At 68.4% G+C, this 23,525-nt stretch carries 24 protein-coding genes; 13 read left to right on the forward strand and 11 right to left on the reverse strand.

The features are described from left to right. Positions 1-33 precede the first annotated feature (33 nt). Together ACLVWQ_RS32105 and ACLVWQ_RS32110 are read right to left on the reverse strand one after the other, a co-directional pair. Entirely contained in the window at positions 34-588 is a 555-nt protein-coding gene (locus tag ACLVWQ_RS32105; protein WP_414112741.1) for a hypothetical protein, read from the reverse strand. A 527-nt stretch (positions 589-1,115) separates the two neighbouring features. Then, positions 1,116-1,298 (reverse strand): hypothetical protein, encoded by a 183-nt coding sequence (locus ACLVWQ_RS32110; protein WP_414112742.1) that lies wholly within the window; start codon positions 1,296-1,298, stop codon positions 1,116-1,118. A 197-nt stretch (positions 1,299-1,495) separates the two neighbouring features. On the opposite strand from ACLVWQ_RS32110, the gene upp reads away from it, so the two are divergent. Beyond that, the gene (upp, locus tag ACLVWQ_RS32115) at positions 1,496-2,131 is read left to right on the forward strand and encodes a uracil phosphoribosyltransferase (RefSeq protein WP_414112743.1); all 636 of its coding nucleotides are present in this window, start codon (positions 1,496-1,498) and stop codon (positions 2,129-2,131) included. Between the two features lie 139 nt (positions 2,132-2,270). Here the strand turns inward: upp and ACLVWQ_RS32120 are convergent, their stop codons facing one another. Beyond that, the gene (locus ACLVWQ_RS32120; protein WP_414112744.1) at positions 2,271-2,915 is read right to left on the reverse strand and encodes a LytR C-terminal domain-containing protein; all 645 of its coding nucleotides are present in this window, start codon (positions 2,913-2,915) and stop codon (positions 2,271-2,273) included. Between the two features lie 254 nt (positions 2,916-3,169). Further along, positions 3,170-3,466: a type II toxin-antitoxin system VapB family antitoxin gene (locus ACLVWQ_RS32125; RefSeq protein ID WP_003999914.1), complete on the reverse strand. Its 297-nt coding sequence runs from the start codon at positions 3,464-3,466 to the stop codon at positions 3,170-3,172. 183 nt (positions 3,467-3,649) lie between these two features. On the opposite strand from ACLVWQ_RS32125, the gene ACLVWQ_RS32130 reads away from it, so the two are divergent. Beyond that, positions 3,650-5,275: a helicase HerA-like domain-containing protein gene (locus ACLVWQ_RS32130; protein ID WP_414112745.1), complete on the forward strand. Its 1,626-nt coding sequence runs from the start codon at positions 3,650-3,652 to the stop codon at positions 5,273-5,275. Between the two features lie 517 nt (positions 5,276-5,792). On the opposite strand, the gene ACLVWQ_RS32135 is transcribed toward ACLVWQ_RS32130, so the two are convergent. Continuing rightward, on the reverse strand, positions 5,793-6,389 hold the full coding sequence (locus ACLVWQ_RS32135; protein WP_414112746.1) for an HhH-GPD-type base excision DNA repair protein: 597 nt from the start codon (positions 6,387-6,389) through the stop codon (positions 5,793-5,795). 101 nt (positions 6,390-6,490) lie between these two features. Between ACLVWQ_RS32135 and ACLVWQ_RS32140 the strand changes: the two genes are divergently transcribed. From ACLVWQ_RS32140 to ACLVWQ_RS32150, 3 genes are all read left to right on the forward strand, one after another. Further along, entirely contained in the window at positions 6,491-7,027 is a 537-nt protein-coding gene (locus tag ACLVWQ_RS32140) for a cupin domain-containing protein (RefSeq protein WP_414112834.1), read from the forward strand. Further along, complete coding sequence (locus ACLVWQ_RS32145) at positions 7,024-7,806, forward strand: SDR family NAD(P)-dependent oxidoreductase (protein WP_414112747.1); 783 nt, start codon at positions 7,024-7,026, stop codon at positions 7,804-7,806. Before ACLVWQ_RS32140 ends, ACLVWQ_RS32145 begins: the two co-directional genes overlap by 4 nt. A gap of 166 nt (positions 7,807-7,972) precedes the next feature. Next, complete coding sequence (locus ACLVWQ_RS32150; protein ID WP_414112748.1) at positions 7,973-9,976, forward strand: copper resistance protein CopC; 2,004 nt, start codon at positions 7,973-7,975, stop codon at positions 9,974-9,976. A 16-nt stretch (positions 9,977-9,992) separates the two neighbouring features. Here ACLVWQ_RS32150 and ACLVWQ_RS32155 read toward each other — a convergent pair whose 3' ends face one another. Next, positions 9,993-11,063: an aldo/keto reductase gene (locus ACLVWQ_RS32155; RefSeq protein ID WP_414112749.1), complete on the reverse strand. Its 1,071-nt coding sequence runs from the start codon at positions 11,061-11,063 to the stop codon at positions 9,993-9,995. Between the two features lie 82 nt (positions 11,064-11,145). Between ACLVWQ_RS32155 and ACLVWQ_RS32160 the strand changes: the two genes are divergently transcribed. Then, entirely contained in the window at positions 11,146-12,105 is a 960-nt protein-coding gene (locus ACLVWQ_RS32160; RefSeq protein ID WP_414112750.1) for an AraC family transcriptional regulator, read from the forward strand. A 270-nt stretch (positions 12,106-12,375) separates the two neighbouring features. Here ACLVWQ_RS32160 and ACLVWQ_RS32165 read toward each other — a convergent pair whose 3' ends face one another. After that, on the reverse strand, positions 12,376-13,839 hold the full coding sequence (locus tag ACLVWQ_RS32165) for a flavin-containing monooxygenase (RefSeq protein WP_414112751.1): 1,464 nt from the start codon (positions 13,837-13,839) through the stop codon (positions 12,376-12,378). Positions 13,840-13,973: 134 nt separating this feature from the next. Continuing rightward, positions 13,974-15,398 carry an FG-GAP-like repeat-containing protein gene (locus ACLVWQ_RS32170; protein WP_414112752.1) on the reverse strand — a complete coding sequence of 475 codons (1,425 nt, stop codon included), beginning with the start codon at positions 15,396-15,398 and terminating at the stop codon, positions 13,974-13,976. Between the two features lie 1,001 nt (positions 15,399-16,399). Between ACLVWQ_RS32170 and ACLVWQ_RS32175 the strand changes: the two genes are divergently transcribed. Both ACLVWQ_RS32175 and ACLVWQ_RS32180 read left to right on the forward strand, forming a co-directional pair. Beyond that, positions 16,400-17,536, forward strand: a complete 1,137-nt coding sequence (locus ACLVWQ_RS32175) for a helix-turn-helix domain-containing protein (protein ID WP_414112753.1) — start codon at positions 16,400-16,402, stop codon at positions 17,534-17,536. Further along, positions 17,536-18,024 (forward strand): DUF4411 family protein, encoded by a 489-nt coding sequence (locus tag ACLVWQ_RS32180; RefSeq protein WP_414112754.1) that lies wholly within the window; start codon positions 17,536-17,538, stop codon positions 18,022-18,024. Before ACLVWQ_RS32175 ends, ACLVWQ_RS32180 begins: the two co-directional genes overlap by 1 nt. Here ACLVWQ_RS32180 and ACLVWQ_RS32185 read toward each other — a convergent pair. From ACLVWQ_RS32185 to ACLVWQ_RS32195, 3 genes are all read right to left on the reverse strand, one after another. Then, positions 18,021-18,881 (reverse strand): DUF6602 domain-containing protein, encoded by an 861-nt coding sequence (locus ACLVWQ_RS32185; RefSeq protein WP_414112755.1) that lies wholly within the window; start codon positions 18,879-18,881, stop codon positions 18,021-18,023. The genes ACLVWQ_RS32180 and ACLVWQ_RS32185 overlap by 4 nt on opposite strands. Before the next feature lie 112 nt (positions 18,882-18,993). Continuing rightward, positions 18,994-19,719 carry a hypothetical protein gene (locus ACLVWQ_RS32190; RefSeq protein WP_414112756.1) on the reverse strand — a complete coding sequence of 242 codons (726 nt, stop codon included), beginning with the start codon at positions 19,717-19,719 and terminating at the stop codon, positions 18,994-18,996. An 83-nt stretch (positions 19,720-19,802) separates the two neighbouring features. After that, entirely contained in the window at positions 19,803-20,645 is an 843-nt protein-coding gene (locus ACLVWQ_RS32195) for a sigma factor-like helix-turn-helix DNA-binding protein (protein ID WP_414112757.1), read from the reverse strand. A gap of 456 nt (positions 20,646-21,101) precedes the next feature. Here ACLVWQ_RS32195 and ACLVWQ_RS32200 point away from each other — a divergent pair, with 456 nt between their 5' ends. From ACLVWQ_RS32200 to ACLVWQ_RS32220, 5 genes are read left to right on the forward strand one after another with little or no spacing between them, the layout of a single operon-like run. Next, a complete protein-coding gene (locus tag ACLVWQ_RS32200) occupies positions 21,102-21,392 on the forward strand; it encodes a hypothetical protein (RefSeq protein WP_414112835.1) in 291 nt (96 codons plus the stop codon). Then, the gene (locus tag ACLVWQ_RS32205) at positions 21,389-21,835 is read left to right on the forward strand and encodes a Pycsar system effector family protein (RefSeq protein ID WP_414112758.1); all 447 of its coding nucleotides are present in this window, start codon (positions 21,389-21,391) and stop codon (positions 21,833-21,835) included. The genes ACLVWQ_RS32200 and ACLVWQ_RS32205 overlap by 4 nt, the downstream gene beginning before the upstream one ends. Continuing rightward, a complete protein-coding gene (locus tag ACLVWQ_RS32210; protein WP_414112759.1) occupies positions 21,832-22,185 on the forward strand; it encodes a hypothetical protein in 354 nt (117 codons plus the stop codon). Before ACLVWQ_RS32205 ends, ACLVWQ_RS32210 begins: the two co-directional genes overlap by 4 nt. Next, positions 22,182-23,042, forward strand: coding sequence for a protein spdB (locus tag ACLVWQ_RS32215; protein ID WP_414112760.1), 861 nt, complete (start codon positions 22,182-22,184; stop codon positions 23,040-23,042). The genes ACLVWQ_RS32210 and ACLVWQ_RS32215 overlap by 4 nt, the downstream gene beginning before the upstream one ends. Further along, on the forward strand, positions 23,042-23,425 hold the full coding sequence (locus tag ACLVWQ_RS32220; protein ID WP_414112761.1) for an RRQRL motif-containing zinc-binding protein: 384 nt from the start codon (positions 23,042-23,044) through the stop codon (positions 23,423-23,425). The genes ACLVWQ_RS32215 and ACLVWQ_RS32220 overlap by 1 nt, the downstream gene beginning before the upstream one ends. Positions 23,426-23,525: the final 100 nt, after the last annotated feature.

Genomic DNA, 23,525 nt, shown 5'->3' on the forward strand with positions numbered 1-23,525 from the left:
CCTGCTTCTCCTGGGTGTCGGGGTCCGAGGGCGTCAGCGGACGGTCTCCAGGACCTCCGCCGCCCCGAGGACCTCGGCGATCTCGCCGAGTGCGTCGGTGCTGTCCAGAGCCAGCAACTCCTTCTCGTCCACCCCGAGATCGACGAGGACCTCGCGGTCTCCGATGGGTCCGGACGGCACGATCTCGCCCTTGGACGTGGTGCTGACGTCGTCTTCCTCGTCGGCGTCGGCCTCGTCCTCGGGTTCACCGTCCTCCGTGCCGTCGAGGTCGAGGGAGTCCAGGTCGGCGACGCCGTCGTCGCCGGGATCCCTTCCGAGCAGTTCGTCCGTGAGCAGGATCTCGCCGTACGAACTACGGGCAGCGGCCGCGGCGTCCGAGACGTAGATGCGAGGGTCCTCCTCGCCGTCCACGCGGACGACTCCGAACCACGCGTCCTCCTGCTCGATGAAGACGAGCACCGTGTCGTCGTCGACCGAGGCTTCGCGGGCCAGGTCGGTCAGATCCGACAGGGTCTCCACATCGTCGAGCTCTGTGTCGCTCGCTTCCCATCCGTCTTCGGTGCGCGCGAGCAGTGCGGCGAAGTACACCGTGACTCTCCCACTGGTCCTAGGCGTGCCGGTTGGGGGTCCCCCCGGCGGAGGTTGTGGGCGGGGAGCGCGTGCTCCGAGTCCCGCCCACTCGGAATCGTGGCAGAAACAGAGCGCTCAGGAGAGGTCTTCGGCTCGCTGTGTTCCGGTCGCGTCTTCACGCCGGGTCGCGTGACGCGTGTGTCGCGCCGCCGCAGGGCCTCACCTGGGCGCCCGGCGCCCACCGACAGCGGGATCGTACGCCGACAGAACCCCCGCTTCGTACGCGGCTGTCCGAGGGGTGCCCGGCGGGTCGCGGCGCGGCGCGCCTTCTGGGCGCGCGCGGTGGTGTGCGGTGGTGTGCCGACGGCGCGCCGGGTGGTGGGGTCCGCGCGGAGGCGTCTACCGGCGGTGGGACACCGAGGCGGCCGGGCGTCGGTTGGACGGCCACGGTGACGGGCTGGACGGTCACGGCCACGGTGACGAGCTGGAGGGCCACAGTGGTGGGCTGGAGGGCCACGGTGAACTGCCGCCCTGCACGCGCGCACCTACCAGCGGAACGTACGCATGCGCATGGCGTGGCGCAGCCGGGCCGTCTTCGCCCGGCGTGGCTGCACCCTGTCGCGCAGCTCCCGGGCCTCCGTGAGATCCCGAAGGAACTGGGCCCGGCGTCTGCGGCGCTGGGCGTCGCTCTCCAGGTCCTCCCGGTTCTGTTGCTCCGGTTCCGGCATCCGCAACACCCCCAGTCGATCCCTCCCACTTTCCCTCCGGCAGGCGGTTTGATGCCACCGGAGGTTTGCGGGGTGGTAACGGTGAGGCGTCCCGGACCACCGGGTGCGTACCGGGTGCGTACCGGGTGGGAACCAGGTGACGACGGGCGACGGGCGGGCGACAGGCGGGCTGGACGGGCCCGGATACCCTTGTGGGCATGCGTCTCCACGTCGTCGACCACCCCCTGGTCGCTCATAAGCTCACCACGCTGCGCGACCGCCGCACCGACTCCCCGACCTTCCGTCGGCTCGCCGACGAGCTGGTCACCCTGCTCGCCTACGAGGCCACGCGGGACGTGCGCACCGAGCAGGTCGACATCGAGACCCCGGTGTCGGGCACCACGGGCGTCAAGCTGTCCCACCCGCGGCCCCTCGTCGTACCGATCCTCCGGGCGGGCCTCGGCATGCTCGAAGGAATGGTGCGCCTCCTGCCGACCGCCGAGGTGGGCTTCCTGGGCATGATCCGCGACGAGGAGACGCTCCAGGCGTCCACGTACGCGACCCGTATGCCGGAGGACCTCTCCGGACGCCAGGTGTACGTCCTGGACCCGATGCTCGCCACCGGCGGGACCCTGGTCGCCGCGATCCAGGAACTGATCAAGCGCGGCGCCGACGACGTGACCGCCGTGGTCCTTCTCGCCGCTCCCGAGGGCGTCGAGGTCATGGAGCGCGAGCTGGCGGGCGCCCCGGTCACGGTCGTGACGGCGTCGGTCGACGAGCGCCTGAACGAGCACGGCTACATCGTCCCGGGCCTGGGCGACGCGGGAGACCGTATGTACGGCACGGCCGAATAACCGACCGCCGGGCGGACGGGAGGACCCGGCGGCCCCGGAGGACCGGCGCGCGGGCGCACTGGGCGGGCGCCCGCGCGGGTGCACTGGGCGTCCGTGAGGGCGCGCGCCCGCGGTCCGACAGGGCCTGGCCAGCAGCTGGCTAGCAGTCCTTCTTCGTCGTCGAGGGCGTCGGTGCGGGCCTGGCCAGGGTGGTCAGGGCCTTGTCGGCGTCCTTCTTCGTCGTCAGGGCCTTGAAGGTCTTGCCGAGGATCAGGTCGACCTCCGCGGGCTTGGCCCGGGTGTCGGTCTTCGTCTCGGCGCCGGCGAGCTGCGTCGCGAGGACGGGGAGCGCGGTGTCGGCGGCCGCCTTCGCGCCGAGCACCAGGCCGGCCCCGTCGACCTTCTTGTCGTACGCCTTCGTGGCGTTGCCCACCTCGCCGATCTTGAAGCCGCGCTTCTTCAGCGCGTCGGCGGTGTCCTTGGCGAGACCGGCGCGGGCCGTGGCGTTGAGGACGTTCACCGTGATCTGGCCGGGCTTGAGGAGGACGGCCTCGACCGGGCTCGCGGACGGGGAGGGGGACGCCTTGCAGTCCGTGGCCCCGCCTGCCGCCGACGCCTTGGCGCCGCCGCCCGTGAAGACATCGATGAGCTGCAGGGTTCCCCAGCCGACCAGTCCGAGTGCGGCGACGGAGGCGACGACCGCGAGCACGATTTTGCGGCGCCCCCGGTTTCTGCGCATCCGTGGGTACTTGTCCCCCGTGATCCGGTACTGGCCGCCCATGCCAGGGGGAGTGAGCATGCTCATGGGCGCAGCGTAGTGTGCCGGAGCGTCGATGCCTACTAGATGATCATTGACCGGGGTTCAGTCCAACCCAAAAGGTCCAACCCGGACGGACATCAGCGGTACCCGGGCACGACTCGACCGCCGGGGGCGGCGCGACGCGACCTCGGGTGGCCGGGTGGACCGGGTGTGCCAGGAGGGCCGGAAGGCGGGCGTCCGGTCCCAGTGTCCCGGTGTCCCGGTGGAAGTCCGGTCGGGCCCAGGGTCCGCGGAGGGACTCAGTCCAGTTCGAGGACGCGGGCGTGGAGCACCTGGCGCTGCTGGAGCGCGGCGCGGACGGCGCGGTGCAGACCGTCCTCCAGGTACAGGTCGCCCTGCCACTTCACGACGTGCGCGAAGAGGTCGCCGTAGAACGTCGAGTCCTCGGCGAGCAGCGTTTCCAGGTCGAGCTGGCCCTTGGTCGTCACCAGTTGATCGAGGCGGACCGGGCGCGGCGCGACATCCGCCCACTGCCGGGTGCTCTCCCGGCCGTGGTCGGGGTACGGCCGTCCGTTTCCGATGCGCTTGAAGATCACACGGAAAGCCTACCGGCCAAGAGCTTCCGAGCGCAGCCATGGCGGCGGAGTGCGACGCTGGAAATGACGTCGTAAATGTGGGCAAACCGGTAATTCTCCCGGATCACCCGTTCATGATCCGTTCAGAACCGGGTCGGGGACAGGTTCGGGCAAACCGGGAACAGGGGTCGGAAGTGACTGACGATGACTGACAGCGAAGCGCCGCCGCCGAAGCCGCCCGAAGCCCCGCAGGAGGCGCCGCTCCCCCAGGAACAGGAAGCACTGCTCCCCCAGGAGGTCCAGGACATCGCCTCCGGGTACGCCTTCGAAGGGCCCACGCTCGATCTGGGAGCCCTGTTGTGGGACGGGCGGTGTCTGCCCGACGCGCAGATCCGTGTCCCGCTGTCGACGCTCAACCGGCACGGTCTGGTGGCCGGGGCCACCGGAACCGGCAAGACCAAGACCCTGCAACTCGTCGCCGAGCAGTTGTCGGCGCAGGGCGTGCCGGTGTTCCTCGCGGACGTGAAGGGTGACGTCTCCGGGATCTCGGCGCCGGGGCAGGACAGCGGCAAGGTGCGCACGCGGGCCGCGGAGGTCCGGCAGGAGTGGAGGCCGGCCGGTTTCCCCTGCGAGTTCTACGCCCTCGGCGGCATGGGCCACGGCATCCCCGTACGGGCGACCGTCACCAGCTTCGGTCCGGTCCTGCTGGCCAAGGTGCTCCGGCTGAACCAGACCCAGGAGCAGTCGCTCGGCCTGATCTTCCACTACGCCGACCAGAAGGGTCTGGAGCTGGTCGATCTGAAGGACCTGCGGGCGGTGGCGACCTTCCTGACGTCCGACGAGGGCAAGTCCGAGCTGAAGGGGATCGGCGGTCTGTCCTCGGCCACGGCCGGGGTGATCCTGCGCTCGCTGACGGCGTTCGAGGCGCAGGGGATGAGCCCGTTCTTCGGGGAGCCGGAGTTCGACACGAACGAGCTGCTGACGGTGGCGGAGGACGGGCGGGGCACGGTCTCCGTACTGGAACTGCCCGCGGTGCAGGACAAACCGCAGCTCTTCTCCACGTTCCTGATGTGGCTGCTCGCCGACCTCTTCCACGACCTGCCGGAGGTCGGTGACGTGGAGCGGCCGAAGCTCGTCTTCTTCTTCGACGAGGCGCATCTGCTCTTCGCCGACGCGTCGAGGGCGTTCCTGGACTCCATCACGCAGACCGTCCGGCTCATTCGCTCGAAAGGGGTCGGCGTCTTCTTCGTCACACAGACCCCGAAGGACGTACCCCAGGACGTCCTCGCCCAGCTGGGCAGTCGGGTGCAGCACGCGCTGCGCGCCTTCACCCCGGACGACCAGAAGGCGCTCAAGGCCACGGTGCGGACGTTCCCCGACTCCCCGTACGACCTGGAGGAGGTCCTCACCGCACTCGGCACGGGGGAGGCCGTCGTCACCGTCCTGAGCGAGAGGGGCGCGCCGACGCCGGTCGCGGCGACGCGGCTGCGGGCGCCGGAGTCCCTGATGGGCCCGGTGGACCCGGCGGTCCTCGACCGCGCGGTCGAGGAGTCGCCGCTGCACGCGCGCTACGCCGAGGCGATCGACCGCGAATCGGCGTACGAGCGGCTGACGGACACCGGGGAGGGGCCTGCGGCGGACGGGGAGGCCCGGCCTCGGCCTCGGAAGACGGAGCCCGATCGGCACCAGCGGGAGCAGCGGGAGCAGCCGTCCGTGGTTCGGCAGGTCGTCGGCAGCGGGGTCTTCAAGTCACTGACGCGCAGCCTGGGCACGCAGATCGGCAGGGAGATCACCCGATCGATCTTCGGCACGGCCCGCCGCAGCCGCTAACCGAAGCCCGCCTGAGCCGCCTGCGGCTGGCTCGACCGCGACCGCCGCCCTTTGCGACCGGCCGGAGCCGCGCCGATCGGCGCGTAGAGGCGCGATCGGCATCTTCAGGCGCCGTCAGCCGCCAGCAGGCGTCGATCCTGTCAACCGCGTCCGGTCGGCCGGGTCGGTCCGGGCCGTGGCTGAGCCGCCTGCCAGGTTGGGCCCGACCTGACCCGCCTGCGGTCCGAGCCGACTGTGACCGCGCAGCCTGCGACCGACCGGACGGCGGCTCACCGGATCGGCACCTGCTGGCGGCTGAACGCGCCGATCACGTGCCGATCACGCCCGCCCCGATCCGGCCGGGCCGACCCGCCTGGGCTGGAGCCGACCGCAGCTGCCGGCGGCCGACCGCGCCGGGACCTGACTGGCCCGACCCGGCCACCCCTGCTGACCAGGTGCGGCAGCCGCAGGCGAACATGCCGCCGTTTCAATGCACCTCGGCACCTCGGCGCCACATCCCACGGCACCCCCACCCCCGTCACCCGCCGGAGGCCCTCGCCGCGGCCTTCATCTCCTGTTTGTACGCCCGCACCTTCGTCAGCGACTCCGGCCCCGTGATGTCCGCGACCGAGTGGAAGGACTTGGCCTCGCCGTACGAGCCCGCGGCCGCACGCCAGCCCTTCGGGCGTACCCCGAGCTGTTTGCCGAGCAGGGCGAGGAAGATCTGGGCCTTCTGCGTGCCGAAGCCGGGCAGCTCTTCCAGTCGGCGCAGGAGGTCCGCGCCCGTCTCCGCCCCGGACTCGGCGCCTGCCCAGACCTTCGCCGCGTCCCCTTCGTAGTGCTCCACCAGGTACTGGCACAGCTGCTGGATCCGCTTGGCCATCGAACCCGGGTAGCGGTGCACGGCCGGTTTCGTGGACAGCAGCGCCGCGAACGCCTCCGGCTCGTACCCCGCGATCTCGTGCGCGTCGAGATCGTCCCCGCCGAGCCGCTGAGCGATCGTGTACGGGCCCGCGAACGCCCACTCCATCGGGACCTGCTGGTCGAGGAGCATGCCGACGAGGGCGGCGAGCGGGCTGCGCCCGAGGAGCTCGTCGGCCTCGGGCTGCTGGGACAGGTGCAGGGTGACGTCCATGGTCCGATCATCCCGCGTACGGGTTCAGCCCGCTCGCTCGCCGGTACGAGTCGGCGCATCGACAACTGCCCATGGGGCATGGTCGGTGGGTGGCCAATGACATCACCGGCACCAATCCCGGCACCAATCCCGGCACCAACCCCGGCACCCCTTCCGGCGTCACTCCCGAAGCCCTTGTCGCTCACTACCGGCTGGAACCCATTCCCCGAGAGGGCGGCCTCTTCCGCCGTACCTGGGCGGGCCCCGAGCGGTCCGACGGACGGCCCGAGGGCTCCGCGATCGTGGCCCTGCTGACCTCGCGGCCCGGCGACTTCTCCGCCCTGCACCGCCTTCCTGCCGACGAGACCTGGCACTTCTACCTGGGGGATCCGCTGGAGCTGCTCCTCCTCTCCCCCGACGGCAGCTCCCGTACGGTCCTGCTCGGCCCGGACGTCCTCGGCGGCCAGCACGTCCAGTTCACCGTGCCCGCGCGTACGTGGATGGGCGCGCGGGTCGGCGCGGACGGAGCCTGGTCGTTCTTCGGGTGCACGATGGCGCCCGGCTTCACCTACGAGGGCTACGAGCACGGGGACGGGCCCGGACTCGCCGCCCGCTACCCGGCGGAGGCCGCGCGGATCGCCGCGCTGAGCCGGCCGTGACCGGGCTGCCGGACGGTCTGCTGGCCGGGCAGGTGGCGCTGGTCACCGGGGCCGGGGGCGGCATCGGACGGGGGATCGCGCTGCGGTTCGCCGCGGCGGGGGCGGCCGTCGCCGTCCACTTCCGTACGAACGCGGAGGCGGCGAGCGAGGTCGTCGCTCTCGTCGAGGACGCGGGCGGACGCGCGGTGGCCCTGCGGGCCGACCTCACCGTGGAGGCGGAGTGCCACCGGGTGGTGCGCGAGGCCGCGGACTGGGGAGACGGCGTCCTGACGGCCCTGGTCAACAACGCGGGCGTACAGCCGGTCCAGGAACTGCCCGGCATGACGGCGGCGGACTGGCGGGCGGTGCTCGACGCGAACGTGTCGAGCGTGTTCGCCTGCACGCAGGCGGCGGCCGAACTGATGCGGGACGGACAGGCGCCCGAGCGCAGCATCACCCACATCGCGTCCATCGAGGCCACGCACCCCGCCCCGCACCACGCGCACTACTCCGCGTCGAAGGCGGCCGTCGTCACGCACGCGCGTTCGGCGGCCCTGGAGTACGGTCCCTACGGAATCCGCGTGAACAGCGTCTCCCCGGGGCTGATCGACCGCGCAGGTCTCGCGCAGGCGTGGCCGGAGGGCGTACGGCGCTGGCGGGAGGCGGCCCCCACCGGGCGGCTCGGACGCCCGGAGGACGTGGGCGACGCCTGTGTGTTCCTCGCCTCGCCGATGGCCTCCTGGATCACCGGGCACGACCTGGTCGTGGACGGAGGGGTCTCGGCGCGGCCGACGTGGTGAGCGCGTGCTCCGGGCGGGCGCGGGCGGGGTTGAACAGCGTGCCGCGTACATCCGTACCCCCACAGAGGTCGCGGACGTACACGGCGGTCGCGCGAACCGGTGCGAACCGGTGGAGCCGACGTGAATCGGTACGAGAAGTACGGCACGAGGAGCAGGGGGAGGCGTCGTGGGCCGAGCGCGCCGCACACACGGGGTGCCGTCACGGACGCGGTCACGGACGCTGTCGCGGATACCGGCGCCGGGCCGGGCCGCGGCCTCACTCGTCGTCGCCCTGCTGGGCACGCTGTTCCTGCTCGCCGGTGCGGGCTCTGTGTCCGCCCACTCGGCCGTGCGGGACACCGACCCCCGTGAGGGGTCCGTCGTGCAGAGCGCGCCGCGCCAGGTCACCATGACCTTCACCGAGGCGGTCGGCATCACCGACGACTCGCTGCGCGTCCTCAGCCCCGAGAACCGCCGGGTGAACGCGGGCGACACGGAGCACGTACCCGGCCACTCGGACCAGGTCCGCGTACGGCTCGGGGACGGTCTGTCCGACGGTACGTTCACGGTCGCCTGGCGCGTGGTCTCGGCGGACAGCCACCCCATCTCCGGCGCCTTCACCTTCTCCATCGGCGAGCCCTCCGAGACGACGGCCGCCGTCTCCGCGGAGCCGGCCGTGAACCCCGCCTCGGGCGCCCTCTACGACATGGCCCGCTACGCCGCGTACGCCGCCGTCGCCCTGCTCGTCGGTGTGGCGGTCTTCGTCCTCGCCTGCCGTCCGCCCAGTCCGGAACCGGTACGCGGACTCGTCAGGACCGGCTGGTGGACCCTCCTCGTCACCACGGTCGTCCTCGTCTTCCTGCGCGGCCCCTACGAACGCGGCACCGGCCCTTCGACCCTCCTCGACCCGGCCCTCCTGGAGAACACGCTGACGACCAGGCCGGGTTGGGCGCTGCTCGCCCGGCTGGTCCTGCTGGCGGGGGCGGCGGTCTTCCTCGTACGGACGGAGACCGGACTACGGAGCCCGGCCGGACCGGATCCAGTACCGGAACCAGTACTGGATTCAGAACCGGAACTGGAACCGAGGGCCGAATCGGGGGCGGAGCCGGAACCGGGGGCGGAGCCGGAACGGGTCGCTGAACCGAAGGCGGCCGTCCTCGTGGGCGGTGGGCTCCTGGCCGTCGCCCTGGCGGGCACCTGGGCCGTCGCCGAGCACGCGTCCGCGGGCATCCAGGTACCCCTGGCGATGACCTCCTCCGTACTGCACCTGCTGGCGATGGCGGTCTGGCTGGGCGGTCTCGGCGCCCTGCTCACCGCGCTCCACCGGTCGCAGACCCCGCTTCCGGCCGCCGTCGTGCACCGTTTCTCGCGGCTCGCCTTCGTCTCGGTCGCCGTCCTGGTGCTGACCGGCGTCTACCAGTCCTGGCGTGGGCTGGGCTCGTGGGACGCGGTGTTCGGCACCTCGTACGGCCGGCTCCTGGTCGCGAAGGCGGGTGCGGTGGCGCTGCTGCTGGCCGCGGCGGGCTTCTCGCGCCGCTGGACGGCCCGGCTCACGGACGAGGCGGCACAGCCGTCGAAGGCGCTCGTACTGGAGCCGGCCGGGGTGGTGGGAGCGGTGGGAGTGGACGCCGACGTCTCGACGCCGCCGTCCCCACCCGCCGCCGCCGGCCCTCCGGACGAAACGGGCACCAGCCACCGATCCCTGCGCCGCTCCGTCCTCGCCGAAGTCGTCGTGGGCGTGACGGTGCTGGTCATCACGACGGTCCTGACCGGCACCCAGCCCGGCCGCGCCGAACGGGAGACCGCGGCGGCGGCCGGTGCCACCGCGGGCGCCGCCGCGGACGGCCGCACCGCCTCCACGACCCTGATCCCCTTCGACGTGGGTACCCCGGGCGGTCACGGCAAGGTCCAGATCGTCCTGGAGCCGGGCCGCGTCGGCGAGAACACGGTCGAGGCGGTCGTCATCGGCCCCGACGGAGGCATCGCCACCGTCCCCGAGATCCGGCTCTCCTTCACCCTCCGGTCCCAGAAGATCGGCCCCATCGACGCCAAGCTCACCGACCAGGGCGGCTACTGGGGAACCCGGTCCCTCAACCTGCCCCTCGCCGGCACCTGGACGATGAAGGTCACGATCCGCACGTCGGACATCGACCAGGTCGCGGAGACCCGCCGGGTGAAGATCGCCCGCTGAACCGGCGCGCCGGTCGTCACCAGGACGGCATGATCGACTCCGGGTAACGGGACCCGGCGGCTCCCTTCGGCAGGATCTCCTGGACCCGGTCCAGGTCCTGCGGGGTGAGCGTGACGCCCGCGGCGGCCACGTTCTCGGCGAGGCGCTGCGGACTGCGGGTGCCCGGGATCGGGACGATGTCGTCGCCCTGGGCCAGCAGCCAGGCCAGGGCCAGCTGTGTGACGGAGATCCCCTTGGTGGTCGCGAGCGCGGTCAGCTCGTGGATGGCGGTCAGGTTCCGCTCGTAGTTGCCGGGCTGCCAGCGGTCGTCCCAGCTGCGCATGTCGTCCTCGGGATACTCGGCGGCGGGCTTCACCGTGCCGGTGAGGAAGCCCCGGCCGAGCGGCGAGTACGGCACGAATCCGATGCCGAGCTCGCGCACCACGGGCAGGACGTCGGCCTCCACGGCGCGCTCGAACACGGAGTACTCGGTCTGCAGTACGGACACCGGGTGCACGGCGTGCGCGCGCCGCAGGATGTCGGGGCCCGCCTCACTGAGCCCGAGGTAGCGCACCTTGCCTTCGGCGATCAGCTCACCGATGGTGCCCGCCACGTCCTCGATGGGTACATCCGGGTCGACGCGGTGCTGGTAGAGCACGTCGATGTGGTCGGTGCCGAGGTGGCGCAGGCTGTTCTCGGTGACCTCGCGGATGTGCTCGGGCCGGCTGTTGAGGAGGTAGCCCTCGGCGTTCTGCGGCGCGCTCATGTCGAAGCCGAACTTGGTGGCGATCACGACGTCGTCGCGGATGCCGCGCAGGGCACGGCCGACCAGTTGCTCGTTGCTTCCGGTGCCCAGTCCGTACAGCTCGGCGGTGTCGAAGAGGGTGACGCCGAGCTCGTACGCCCGGCGGATGGTGGCGATGCCGCCGGGCTCGTCACCGGCGCCGTACGCCATGGTCATGCCCATGGTGCCGAGGCCGATCGCGCCGACAGTCAGCCCCTGCCCACCGAGAGCGCGTACCGGAAGAGCGCCGGTCCTGCCCTGCTGCTCGCCCTGCCCGTCCTGCTGGTCCTGCTTGTGCTGCTGTTCGTCACCGTGCTGTGTCATGTCGTCAACGCTAGGAGCGCGGACGCCGAGGGGCATGGGCCGTCGACCGCATAGGATTGCCTGATTCTCTCAGGGAGTGCTGATGGACGAGACGACGATCGAGGCGATGGGGGAGCTGAGCGCGGCCATCGCCCGGCACGGCGGCGACATGTGGACCGACACCGCGGTGCCGCGCCAGAGGCTGGTGGTGCTGGACGAGATGGTCGCGCCGCTCGACATGCTGTACGAGCCGATGATCTGCTTCATCGTGCAGGGGGCCAAGAGCAGCGTCGCCGGCGACCGGAGCTGGACGTGCGGTCGCGGGGAGGCGTTCCTCAACTCGCTCGTCCTGCCGGTCACGGCCACGTTCGAGGAGATGCCGTACCGCTCGGCGGTGCTGCGCCTGGACGACGGCATGCTCGCGGAACTCCTGCTCGAACTGGAACCGGCACCGGAATCGGAACGGGAGCGGGAGCAGGAGCGGGATCGGAATGGCACGGGGTCGAGCGTGCTGCCCGGCCCGGACCCCGCCGGCCGGCTGACCACGCCGATGACGCCCGAACTGGCCGACGCGGTCACCCGCTGGGTACGGCTGCTGGACACCCCGCAGCACATCCGGGCCCTGGCGGGGCGTTTCGAGGCGGAGATCCTCTACCGGCTGCTCGGCAGCGAACTCGGTCCGGCCCTTCGCCACTTCACCCTGACCGACTCCGCGGCGGCCAGGGTCCGTACGGCGGCCCGGTGGATCAGCGGCCGCTTCACCGAGCCGCTCGGCGTCGAGGAGATCGCGGCGGTGGCCCATATGAGCCCCGCCAGTCTGCACCGCCACTTCAAGGCCGGCACCGGGATGAGCCCCCTCCGCTTCCAGAAGCACCTCCGCCTCCAGGAGGCCCGCCGACTGCTGCTCGCCGGGGACACCACGGCGTCCATGGTCGCGGAGAAGGTCGGCTATCTGAGCGCGACCCAGTTCAACCGCGAGTACCGACGGGCGTACGGTCTGCCGCCCGGCCAGGACACGGCCCGCCTGCGCGACCGGCTGGCGGAGGTGGGCCGGGGGGCGTAGGCAGGCTCCGGCTCGGCTGAGCCTGGTCGCCGAGCAGGGCGCGCAGCCCACCGCCGAAGCCACGCCACCGTCGTCAGAGCCGGCCGCACTCGGGTCGGGCCGGGTCAGGCGAACTGAGCTGTTCCGGCTACCCGTTGCCCACCTGTCCGCCCGTCTCATACCGACTCCGCGATCGTCCCTTGCGCCACCGCGCACAGCGTCCGTGTTCCCTCGCCGTCCACGGTGGGCGGGTCGCAGCGGCAGCGGTCCAGTGCGCCGGGCCCGGCCGGTTCATTTCGCCGAACCAGGCCGGTTCAGGGCCGCGTAGCGGTGTGCGACGCCGCCGGGGAGCAGGTACTCGGCCAGCAGGTTGCCGGCGCGGCGGGACGGCAGGCCCATGTCGTGCAGGAGTTCGTCCGCGCAGTGGATGTCGTAGGGGCCGAAGTCGTAGCCGCCGGATCCTGGTAGCACCCGCTCCTGCCAGGCCAGGCGGGCGTCGATGGCCTCCCGCATCTCCTGCTCGCCCGGGGCGGTGCGCAGCGTCGCCCGGAAGTGACGGGTGAGCCAGTGCGCGGTGAGTTCCACTCCCATGATGTTGTTGAAGACCTGCCGGAAACCGACGAACCCCAACTGGTCGGCGCCGCACGGCACGATGCCCCGGTAGAGCCGCAGCCGCCCGGCGGAGTCGTGCGTACGCACCGCCGGATCCAGGAACGGGAAGACCTTGTGGTGCCCCGTGGCGAACACGACGACGTCCGCTGCCACTTCCTCGCCGGTCGTCAGGCGCAGCCCGTCGCCGGTGTACGACGCGACAGCACCGATCCTGGGAGCGATCAGGCCACGGCGGACGGCCCGTACGTAGCCGCGTGGCATCACTCCCGCGTGGGCCAGATGGAAGGGGAGTGGGTGCGCGGGCCGCAGGTGCGCGGGCAGCCGGTACAGCCCGGCGGAGAACAGCATGTCGCGAGTGATGAGCCACCACAGGGCCCGCTTGACCCGCTCGTCGACACGGTCGATCGGACGGACGCAGTCCGGATCGTGGTAGCGGGGCAGGAGCGACTCACCGAGCCGGGTGAACAGGATCCACTTGTAGCCGACCAGCCCGAGCAGGAGCCGCTCGGGGATCATCCAGTTGACCTTGCGCTGCACGAGGGTGGCCGAGACCGCCTCGTGCGCGGCGCGGGTGATCAGGTCCAGCGCGGACTTGCCGCCGCCCACGACGACCACGCGCCGGCCGGTGAAGGCCCCGTCCCGCACGTCGTTGGAGTGCAGCACGTCCCCGCGGAACGACTCGCGGCCGGGCAACTCGGGCAGCCGGGCGTGATGATGAGCCCCGCTGGCGACCACGACGTGGTCGAAGGTCTCGTGCTCGACCTCCGCCGCGTCGTCCCCGGCGGCCCGAGAGCCGACCGACCAGCCGGAGGCGCCCATGCGGCCGGGCCCGTCCACCGGTTGGACGGAGATCACTTCGGTGCCGGGCCGGACGTGGTCCAGCACACCGAACGTACGGGCGTACGTCTCCAGGTAGCGCTGTGTGTCCACGGCACCGGCGAAGCACAGGCGGTTGGGCAGGTCCGCGAACTCGAAGACGCGCGGCGCGGACTGGTTGGCCAGCCCGTCGTAGCAGCCCTCCGCCGACCAGATCCCGCCGACCTGCCGGTACTTGTCGAGGACGGTGACGTCGAAACCGTTCTCCAGCAGCACCTTGGCGGCGACGATCCCACCGGGCCCGGCCCCGACCACACACGCTCTCATCGGCCACGGCTCCTTGGATGATCGACGCATCCGGCCCGTTCATCATCCCGGCCGCGGGCGTCCGTGCCCAGCGCACGACCACGGCCGGTGTTCGCCCGGTTCGGACGTTCGCCCGGCTCTGTCGAGCAGCCGGTTCAGTCGAGCAGGCTCTCCCCGAGCCGTGATCCGCTCGCGAGGCCGAAGTCGGCGGAGCTGAGGGACGTGGAACCGGTGCCGGTGAGGCCGGAAGCGGTACCGGGCAGGGTCCACAGGCCTCCGCTGCGGTCGTTCTCGAAGGAGGCGGTCACCGCCAAGTCGGCTTTGCCGTTGTTGTCGTAGTCGGCGAGCCGGACCTGGGCCCCGAAGAGGTCACCGGTCTCGGCGACGCCGGGAACGCCGGCGGTGTCCTGGGAGACGCGCACGACTCCGGACTGCGAGACACCGGACGCGGAGCCACGGAACACGGTCACGTCGCCGGCGTTCTCCAGGCTGCCGAGCGCCTCGCCGTTGGCGCCGACCACCAGTTCGGCCTTGCCGTCGCCGGTGATGTCGCCGATCGCCACCGAGGATCCCCAGTTGTCGCCGTCCTCGTCGGCGCCGGGGACACCGGTGCTGTCCTGGTGCAGGGTCACCGGGTCGCCGAAGCCCGTCCGGCTGCCGTATCGGACGGTCACGTAACCCGAGCCGTTGCTGGGGTCGTCGACGTAGAAGGCGTCGGGCCAGGTGAGGGAGGTGGCCATGTCGGCGAAGCCGTCGCCGTCGATGTCGCCGAGGGCGACCGCGGTGCCGCCGTCGTCCACCCGCTGGATCCGGTTCGGACGGCCCTCCTGACCTGTGTAGATATCGGTACCCGGGCGTCCCGTGCCGGGATCGCCGGTCACTGCCAGGTCGTCCTTGCCGTCTCCGTTGACATCGCCCACGCCCGCCTCCCAGTTGAGGAGCTGGGCACCGGTGACGGTCAGGGTGTAGGCCGGGGTCGTCCGGCCCGTCCGGGAAGAGCCGCCCTGGTAGACGACGACCGCGTCCGGCTCCACCACGGCGAGGTCCGCGGCGCTGTCACCGGTGAAGTCCCCCACGGCCACGTCCAGGCCATGGCTCTGCCACTGGTGCGGGTCGTCCACGGTGGTCGTGGTGCTGCTGGTGAACGGCTTGGCGCCGCCCCAGAGGATGGTCACGCTGCCCTGGCCTTCGTAGTCACCCACGTCCTCACCGTCGGCACCCACCACCAGGTCCGCGTACCCGTCCGAGTCCAGGTCACCGCCGGCGATCGACATGCCGAAGAGGTCGCCCTCCTCCGGCGTACCCGGCACCCCCGCGGAACTCTGGGTGAGCTCGATCTTCTGCGTGGTCAATCCGGTGGCCGACCCGAGGGACACGACCACGGCCCCCGCAGCCGAGGCACCGTTGACGGACTTGTACGGTGCGCCGATCGCGATGTCCCGGTGCCCGTCGCCATTGAAGTCGTCGGCGTACTTGGCGGGGGCGGCGGACGCCGGTACCGCGGTCGCGACGGTGAGCAGCCCACCGCTCAGCGCGCCGACGATCGCGGCGGCGACAACGGTACGGAAGGGCAGGGCCATGACGGTTTCCTCCTGGAGCAGTTCCGGGCGATGCCGTAGACGACCCACGTGACGGAAGGGTTGTACGAGCCGACCGAGCCGAGCACACACCCATGAGCCCGAGCACTGCCCACCACTGGCTCAAGAAGCCACCGACGGGCCGGAGGAAGGAAACCGAGACGGACGACGCGAAGGGCCCCACCGCAAGCGGTGGGGCCCTTCGACGTTAGTGCCCGGTGAGGCACTGGCGGAGGATACGAGATTCGAACTCGTGAGGGGTTGCCCCCAACACGCTTTCCAACTGTCCGCATGGCTGTACGGGGGCGTCCGTGGGGGTTCAAGGGGCAGGTCGCACCGGGTACGCGTACGGCGGCGAACGGCGGCGTCCGTCAGCGCACTGGACAAAGACCAGGACAACGAACGGCTCAGAGCCGAGGTCTCAACTCAGGCGCGATGGACGACGCCGACGAATTCTGCCCTCTTGTGGTTGCCCATGATGAAGGCGAAGCCGTGTCCGTTGCTGCATGTGAGGTCGACTCGCACGTACCCGCCGCGGGTCCCTAGCGGACTGTCGTAGTCGTCCCGGTCAGGCTGCACCGTCACCGCCTCGTGGTCGTCGGCTACACCAGCTCGGTCAACGGAATCGTTGCCGCAGGCTGGACACTTGAGCCGCCATCGCATGTTCCACGAACCACCAGCGCTCTCCGCCGGTACCAAGATCTCCGCGTGAGACATAGGCATTGCGCGTCCTCCATCGTAGGTAGGCCGTGCTCCATCACACCGGATCGCGGGTGATTCCGTCCTGCGATCACCTGATCTCTATGGATGGGAGGTGGCGGTCGGCGTAGGCGCATAAGTGGGGGTTGGCTGTGACGGGAATCAAACCCGCGTAACTCGCCTTGCAGGTTCGTCTGGTCGGTGCAGGGGCTGATCGGCCCTGTTCGCTCCATACAGCCCAAGCCTGCCGTCATCGATCGGGCACAGGTAGTGACCATGGTGAGGATGCGTACTACTCTGATCACATGGCGGCCCAGAAGCAGCACATCAACCCAGACGTGCTCGTCTGGGCGATGAAGCAGTCTGGGATGAGCCGTTCCCGACTCGCCGATGAACTTGACACGGATCCTGTCACGATTGACGGATGGATGACCGGCGACGAGTTCCCAAGCCTGACCGAACTTAAGCAGCTTGCAAAGGCATTGCGGCGCCCAACCTCGCTCTTCTTCATGTCGCGAGTTCCGACGCAGCAGCCAGTGCAAACAGCTTTCCGTAAACCCATTGGCTCAAAAGGTGTACGGAACCTCTCTATTGAGGAACGGGCAGAGATCCGTTCAGCGCAGCGTCGCCAAAAGATCGCAGTTTGGGCTGCGGAGCGAGTCGAAGAGCATTTGCCAGTCCGCATGCCGACTCGACACAAGTCACCCGAAGCCGCGGCGCAACGCATACAGACTTGGCTGCAGTGGGATGTTGCGATCCAGGTCAAATCAAGTAAATCTGCTGTCACTAGGTTGGTGCGACGCTCCCTTGAGGATCAAGGGGTCATGATCATCCAACTGTCAATGAATAGTGATGCATGTCGAGGGTTTTCAATCTACAGCGATACTGTCCCTCTAATTGCATACAACAGCACTTCGCACGTGGCTGCGGCGCGCACTTTCACCATTCTTCATGAACTCGGGCACTTGCTGTCACATGAGCAAGCGGTTTGCGATCAACCTGATGATGCCGAGGAACGATGGTGTGACAGGTTCGCCGCCGCCTTCCTAATCCCAGAGTCGCACCTGCGTGCTTACATGGCGAAGTATCTAAAGGTCGCATTCGTTGAGAATGATGACCTGGAGTCAGTCCGGAAGATTTCTAATCGCTACGGGGCAAGTTTTCAGTGTGTCGCTCTTCGGCTAATTGATCTCAAGATCGCAAATTGGCCTCTCTATCGGGCGGTCTCTTCGAGCCCTCTAGAAATCGATGGGCCGGCCTTCGGCGGTGAGCCGCAGACGACTGATCTGGTGCGCATGCGTGAGTACGGTGTCACCTACCCTCGACTGCTTCTTGCGGCGAGGGATAGAGGGAAGCTACATGATCTAGACGCGCGCAAATATCTCAACGTGAATGGAGAGCAACTGAGGCGTCTTCAGCAGCGCATAGCGGAAGAGGTGTAATGCCGCCGCTGTTTGTTATTGACGCCCATGCGTTGCTGGCACTTCCTCCACTTTGTGCGGACGCGACGAAGGTCCATGCGTTCTTTGACCGTTTCACCGGGGAAGTGGAAGCTGGCAACCTTACTTTCCCTAGCTTGGTTATGCAGGACTGTCGTAAATTCGCTGAGGGAGAACTGCTCTACACGTGGGTTAAGGCAGTTGCTGCTCATCGCAAGTTCTCCCGTGTTGACAACAGTTGGCAAGAGGAGGTGCTCACTGTATGTGAAGAGCTTGCTGACATTGACGATGACTGTGAGCAGACTGCGGTTTTGGTCGCTTCCATGGCGATGATGTTGGAGGATGCTGGCCGTTCTGTTTCCGTTGTTACGGAAGACAAATATGAATTGCCCAACAGGATGTGCCTCTACGACGCCTGCGGCCTGCTTGAAATTGACACATTGTCAGCTGTTGAGTTTGTCCACGCCCTGGGGATGGAGCAATTTCTTTAGAGAGGAAATAGCTCCAACGCTGTCCCCTGCATGTAATGCGAAAGTGTCGGAGGTGGCAACGTTGAGACTTTGCTCAATTTATTGAGAATAATTGAACAGAAGATGAGCAGTGCTCGGCCTGGATCTCCAAGGATTCTGCTCTCATTTCTTGGGGTAGTCCTGCCGACAGGGTGTGGAAGACCTAGTCGAAGTGCTACCTTCCCTCGATCCTCTGCATTAGGCCGCTCCCAAGTCTCCGAAATCCGCTCTCCTGACGAGTCCCGGGAATGCAGAGCAGCCAAACCGATTACATAGTCTCCCTGCTGTCCGGCAAGCATGCTGTCTGTGGTAGCCAGAATTCCAGGATTCACTACGCATAGAGCGTCCGGACGCTCTTGCTGGTCCAGTGTGCGTAGCTGCTTAGCTACTGTGGAAAGCATTCCTTCGGCGTTATATGCGAGCACCATCATGGATGGTGGAGGGTTGCCGTTCGCAGGGCGCAGTTCCTTCTGTTTCTTGTACTTTCCGGCACAGTCCCTGATCTCTTCATCGTCGAGCGTGGTCTTTACCTCGATTGTCATCATGACGTTCTCGACGGGGTAGATAGCCTGTGTTGTTTGGGCCAAGATGGAAGGCTGATCGCTAGAGCTGTAGATGATGATGTCGGTCTGTTTTGAGATTCCACCGAATGAATCGATCACCATTCCGCTTCCCACTCCGACGTTTGTAGGCAGCAGATTTCTCAATAGTCGGACCAGGGATAGTTCATTCTCTCTTCCTTGCTCGCCTGCATGACCGATCAGTTTATTGAACGTGTCAACCTCTTCCTGAAGCCTGCGGGCTACTCCTGACCAGTATTGCTCAACGATTTTACTCATATGCGTACAGTCTCCCTTTCGATTTTCCTGGACGTAAGGACCTCTGCTCACGTTCGGGAACGAGTCCGTCGAACTTTTTCTCATGTGGTTGGCTACACGAAACTCAGCGATGTCACCATCTGCAGAACGCCACGGTTGCATCGTCACCTGATTTGTAGCGAGGCCAGCGGCGTCCGGTGGGGTCTGTGCCTTCGACCTTTCGCACGGTCTCGATTAGCTCGCGCGGGCCGCCCGTCTGAAGCGTGGCGAAGACTTCGGACCAGGTCGCCATCTCGTACTCGGTTACAAGTCTCGATACTCCGTCCGACAAGACGGCAGCGGAGTGCACCTCTTTGATTTGGGTTGTTCCATTCAGCGCATGTTGTGCTGCTTCCGCGCTGGTTGCTGCCACCCAGTAACCCTCTGCCGTGTTGCGTACCTGCCGCTGCGCGAGCACGAGGCGTTGAAGGGCTTTCCTGTGCCCCTGGGTGTGGGTCTCGTGTTGCTCAACTTCGGCTCGCAGGTCCGGCAGAACCTCATCTACACGAAGGTCACTTATCACCGTGTAGCCTTCCGGGCCGTCGAGAACGATGGGCGAGTCGGCAAGTACGAGATGGTCTAGAACGCCGTCTCCATGGCGCAGGATCGCGACTGTGGCGGACGGCGTCCCGGGGTTGCTGAGGTCACAATCAGAGTGCATTGCGGCTACGCGTTCGAGCGCATCTGCCAAGCCGTGTGTGAGTGGGCGCTCGGGGTCTGCCAGGGCGGCCACAAGGTGCCCGCCGAGGTGGGCGACGTACCACGGGACGCCATGACGGCATCCCGTGGTCAGTCCGGCCGTGCTGAGCCCGTCCAGCACAACGGCGAGTTTGGGGGTGCCAGCGACCCAATCTTCATTTGGGTTAGCTCCCCCAGGTTGTGTGTCAACGCAGACGCGCATGATCAGCCCTCGTGTCGGTACAGCGGAGTGACGCGGCGACTTTCCAGAACGTCCAGCGTCTCGGGGTCGTAGCGACACGAAATGAGTGTCGAGAAGCGGCGGGTGCGGACGTCTCGATACAGCTCGGCAAGGTTGTTCTCCAGAAAGTGAACGACCCCGTTCGCGCCTATGGCGTGGATTCCGGCGATGTACAGGAACGTCCCACGGCCGTCCAGCCGAGGGAGTCGCCCGAGGTAGCCGAAGTCGCTCGCTGAACCGTCCTCATCCATCGGTGACCGGTACTCCTTCCCGGCTTTCTGATCCACTAGGTGCCAGGCTCGGTCTTTCTCAAATCGCAGGTTGTCATCCCCTTCCAAGACCTGAGCCACGATGGGCGATAGCCGTGGGCCGCAAACGACCACGTGGTTCTCACGGTTCAGATTGACGATGCCCGTTGAGGGGATCACCTCATACTGAGCCTCAAGCTTCATGCTGCTCAGCAGCTTGCGCAGGTGCTCGAAGTTGTCGAGGTCTTCCCTGGTTACAACGTCACTGGGGTTCTGCTCGGGGGTCTTCCCCGCTTCAGGCTTGCCTCCGAGTGACACCGTCACCAGGTCCGTGCCGAAGAAGGCTCGCTCCGGGGGCGGGCCGGCGGACGCTAGCTGCCCTACACGGCCCCGACTGACCCCGAGCCGTTTGGCGATCTCGGCCTGAGTCAATCCGGATGCCTGCGCTTCCTCGATGGCCTCGCGCCGGACGCGGGACAGCTCCAGTACCCAGCCCTGATACCTCGCCATCAGGTCGATTGCTGCTTTGGCTCGGTCGACTGGGTCTGCGATCCCAGACACCTGCTCCATGTCGTGCACGACTCTCCCATCGCTCGCTTAGGGGGGCTAGCGAACTGTATCGCGAGAGGGGGTTGCGCGCAGCCTTGGGTTTGCCTACGGTACCTAACAAGCAAGACGGCAACCCCCCCTAAGCAAAGCCAGGGCGTGTTGTTGCGGCTGTTTGACCTGCATAGACAGCGTCCGGAGGAAAGCCCGAGGGGGCGAGTACGAAGGCAGCGCCGGTTCCTTGAGAACTCAACAGAGTGCTTTGAGATCGACGGGGCTTGACCCCGTCCCCGTGGCGGCCGGGTAACGACCGTCGGACCCCGGTATTCAGCCGTGAGGGCGCGGAATCGACTTCCGCCCGGGGCACTTGGCCTGCCGTGACGTGCGGCGTTGGCCTCATTTTCCGGACACGGCGGCACTCCCGGACAGGACAGCCCGCCGCGCCGGATCTCCGTATCCCGACGTACCAAGGAGAGATCCACCATGCGTATGCGCAGTTTCGTCGCCGGCCAGGAAGCGCACGGCGACATCGAGTTCGCGGAACTGGCGCTCGGTATCGACGTCGACCTGTTCCGGGGCCCGCTGGAGTTCGAGACGGATGATGAGCGGGCTGCCCGTGAGGACGCTGCCCGCGACGTCCTCGCCGACCTGCGTGCGGAGGCGGATGCCGGTGACGAGGTTGCCGGTTGGGACGCCCTGTACGCCGACGCGCTGACCCACACGGTGCCGTTCCTGCGTTCGGTTCGCGGCCTCCGGTCGGGGACGGGGGAAGCGGCATGAGCACCGCTACACAGAATCTGACGGTCGCGCACGCCGAGGTGAAGGCGGAGATCGCGCGGACCGACACCAAGACCGGTCTGCTGCTGGCGTTCGTCGGCGCGGTGCTCGCCGGCGCCTGGACGGTTGCCCGTGACCTGCAACTGAGTGTTTCTGCGTACGTGGCGGGCGGGTTGGGGATGACGCTGCTGATCGGGGCGGCTGGTCTGCTGCTGCGGTCGGTGCGCCCGAACCTGCGGGGCCGGCACGGCTTCCCGCTGTGGGCCACGCTCACCGCCGACCAGATCACCGCCACCCTCACCGCCGACCAGGCGGCGGCGGTGGCGAACTTGTCGCGCATTGCGCTGGCCAAGTACACCGGCCTGCGCCGCGCCATCGACCTGACCATGGCCGGCGGGGCGCTGCTCGTCCTCGCCGCGCTGCTCGCTCTCGGGGGTGTGGCATGACGGACGCATTGACGCTGAACGAATTGGCTGGACCGTTGCAGGCGCTGCGGCTGCTGGCTCTGGATTTCGGGCATCTGCCCGCCCTGAACGTGGACGTGACGCCTCTCTACCCGAAGGTGCTGCGGCTGTCGCTGCACGAGACGACGTGCGACAGCTTCGCCGCGTTCGAGCAGTGGCGCCACGCGCTGAGCATCGAGACCGGTGACGTCGACTTCCACGTTCAGATCAATGGCCGCACCGCCGTCCTCGACGGTCACGGGACGTACGGGGGCATGGCTATCGAGTTGACCGCCTTCGCCGCCGTACCTTCCGCCGACACGGCGTCCGTGGTTCAGGGGGTCCCGGCATGAACGCCAAGACCGTTCTTCCAGCCGTCGCGATGACGGCGGTATCCATGGTTCTCACTCTGGCTGTGGTCGTGATGTGGCTGGGCACGGCGATGCCGTGGCCGGTCGCCCTGGTCGTCGGTCTGGGGATCGACGGCGGTTGGCTCGCGACCCTCGCCTATGAACGGCGCCTCGCCGCGCAGGGCGACCACAGCAACGCCGTGACTGCTGTCGGTTGGTCCTTCGGCCTCATCGCGACCGGTGTCCTGATCGCTCACGCCCTCACCGGCGAGGACAACCCGGGTGCGTGGTTGGCCGTGGCGTGGTTGCCGATCGCGGCCAAAGCCCTGTGGCTGGTCCACGGACTGTGGGAGCGCACCGCCCTTACCCCCAACGCCCTCGGGGCGATCCGCGGCATTCAGCAGGAAGCGCGTGACGAAGCGGCCGTGGCCCGTGCCCGCCTTCGGGCCGAAGCTACGACTGAGGAGACGCGGCTGACGGCCGTGACGGAAGCCGGTGCGCGCGTCGCCCGCGTCCAGGCCAAGACGGCACAGAGCCTGTCGCGGGCGTGGTCGACGCTGGAATCGGCGCGGGAGGGTGAGGAGACCGGCAGGGCGCTCACCAGCGTGACGAGCCGCGTCACACCCGACGTCACGCCCCGCTGGGACCTGCCCGTATGGGGCCCCATTGAGCCCGTTTCCGCGCGGCTGGAAGCGGCCCCGGCGCTTACCGACGAGGCGTTGGAAGCGCTGGTGGATGAGATCCGGCACAGCGAGGTTCCCGCCCTGTCGTACCGCGAGATGGCGACCCGCTTCCGTGCGGCCGGCCACTCCGCATCCGAGGTCCGCCTCAGGGCGGCGTGGAAGCGGCTGGTCGCCTGATGTCCGGGGTCTACTGCAAGTGCTATGACCCCACCGGCGCCCGTCACGGCATCCCCACCTACCCGTGGCGTCTGGCTCCGGACGGGTTGGCCACGCGTCGGCAGTTACGGGCGCAGGGTCTGCGTCCGGGAGGTCAGCCGATCGCGGCGCAGGTGATGCGGGTCAACCGGCGGGCCGGCGCCGTACGCGTCGCCTACCTCTACCGCGAGGACCAGGCCAAGCCGGTCCGCCCGATGACGTCGCGCAAGTGGGGCGCGCTCGCGCTGGCGATGCTCGCCCGGCGCACCTGCCCCCGCTGCCTGCTCGATGTCGGCTACTGCATCCCCACCTCGTACGGCATCTGCGGACTGTGTATCGCCCTCGAAGAACAGCGCGCCGCCTGAGAGCAGGCGGACAGCCCCGGCAGTCATGCCGTGAGGGTGCCGGATCGAATCCGGCCCGGGGCACGCACGAACCACACGACACGGGTCCGGCCGTCCGCCT

It is taken from the genome of Streptomyces sp. CWNU-52B (genome assembly GCF_047444975.1).
Lineage (GTDB): Bacteria > Actinomycetota > Actinomycetes > Streptomycetales > Streptomycetaceae > Streptomyces.

Coding starts and splice junctions, on each gene's coding strand:
- ACLVWQ_RS32185 (WP_414112755.1), bottom strand. CDS start 18,881: ATGAGTAAAATCGTTGAGCAATACTGGTCAGGAGTAGCCCGCAGGCTT.
- ACLVWQ_RS32155 (WP_414112749.1), bottom strand. CDS start 11,063: ATGACACAGCACGGTGACGAACAGCAGCACAAGCAGGACCAGCAGGAC.
- ACLVWQ_RS32170 (WP_414112752.1), bottom strand. CDS start 15,398: ATGGCCCTGCCCTTCCGTACCGTTGTCGCCGCCGCGATCGTCGGCGCG.
- ACLVWQ_RS32200 (WP_414112835.1), top strand. CDS start 21,102: ATGCGCAGTTTCGTCGCCGGCCAGGAAGCGCACGGCGACATCGAGTTC.
- ACLVWQ_RS32210 (WP_414112759.1), top strand. CDS start 21,832: ATGACGGACGCATTGACGCTGAACGAATTGGCTGGACCGTTGCAGGCG.
- ACLVWQ_RS32110 (WP_414112742.1), bottom strand. CDS start 1,298: ATGCCGGAACCGGAGCAACAGAACCGGGAGGACCTGGAGAGCGACGCC.
- upp (WP_414112743.1), top strand. CDS start 1,496: ATGCGTCTCCACGTCGTCGACCACCCCCTGGTCGCTCATAAGCTCACC.
- ACLVWQ_RS32120 (WP_414112744.1), bottom strand. CDS start 2,915: ATGAGCATGCTCACTCCCCCTGGCATGGGCGGCCAGTACCGGATCACG.
- ACLVWQ_RS32165 (WP_414112751.1), bottom strand. CDS start 13,839: ATGAGAGCGTGTGTGGTCGGGGCCGGGCCCGGTGGGATCGTCGCCGCC.
- ACLVWQ_RS32215 (WP_414112760.1), top strand. CDS start 22,182: ATGAACGCCAAGACCGTTCTTCCAGCCGTCGCGATGACGGCGGTATCC.
- ACLVWQ_RS32205 (WP_414112758.1), top strand. CDS start 21,389: ATGAGCACCGCTACACAGAATCTGACGGTCGCGCACGCCGAGGTGAAG.
- ACLVWQ_RS32160 (WP_414112750.1), top strand. CDS start 11,146: ATGGACGAGACGACGATCGAGGCGATGGGGGAGCTGAGCGCGGCCATC.
- ACLVWQ_RS32130 (WP_414112745.1), top strand. CDS start 3,650: ATGACTGACAGCGAAGCGCCGCCGCCGAAGCCGCCCGAAGCCCCGCAG.
- ACLVWQ_RS32220 (WP_414112761.1), top strand. CDS start 23,042: ATGTCCGGGGTCTACTGCAAGTGCTATGACCCCACCGGCGCCCGTCAC.
- ACLVWQ_RS32180 (WP_414112754.1), top strand. CDS start 17,536: ATGCCGCCGCTGTTTGTTATTGACGCCCATGCGTTGCTGGCACTTCCT.
- ACLVWQ_RS32135 (WP_414112746.1), bottom strand. CDS start 6,389: ATGGACGTCACCCTGCACCTGTCCCAGCAGCCCGAGGCCGACGAGCTC.
- ACLVWQ_RS32175 (WP_414112753.1), top strand. CDS start 16,400: ATGGCGGCCCAGAAGCAGCACATCAACCCAGACGTGCTCGTCTGGGCG.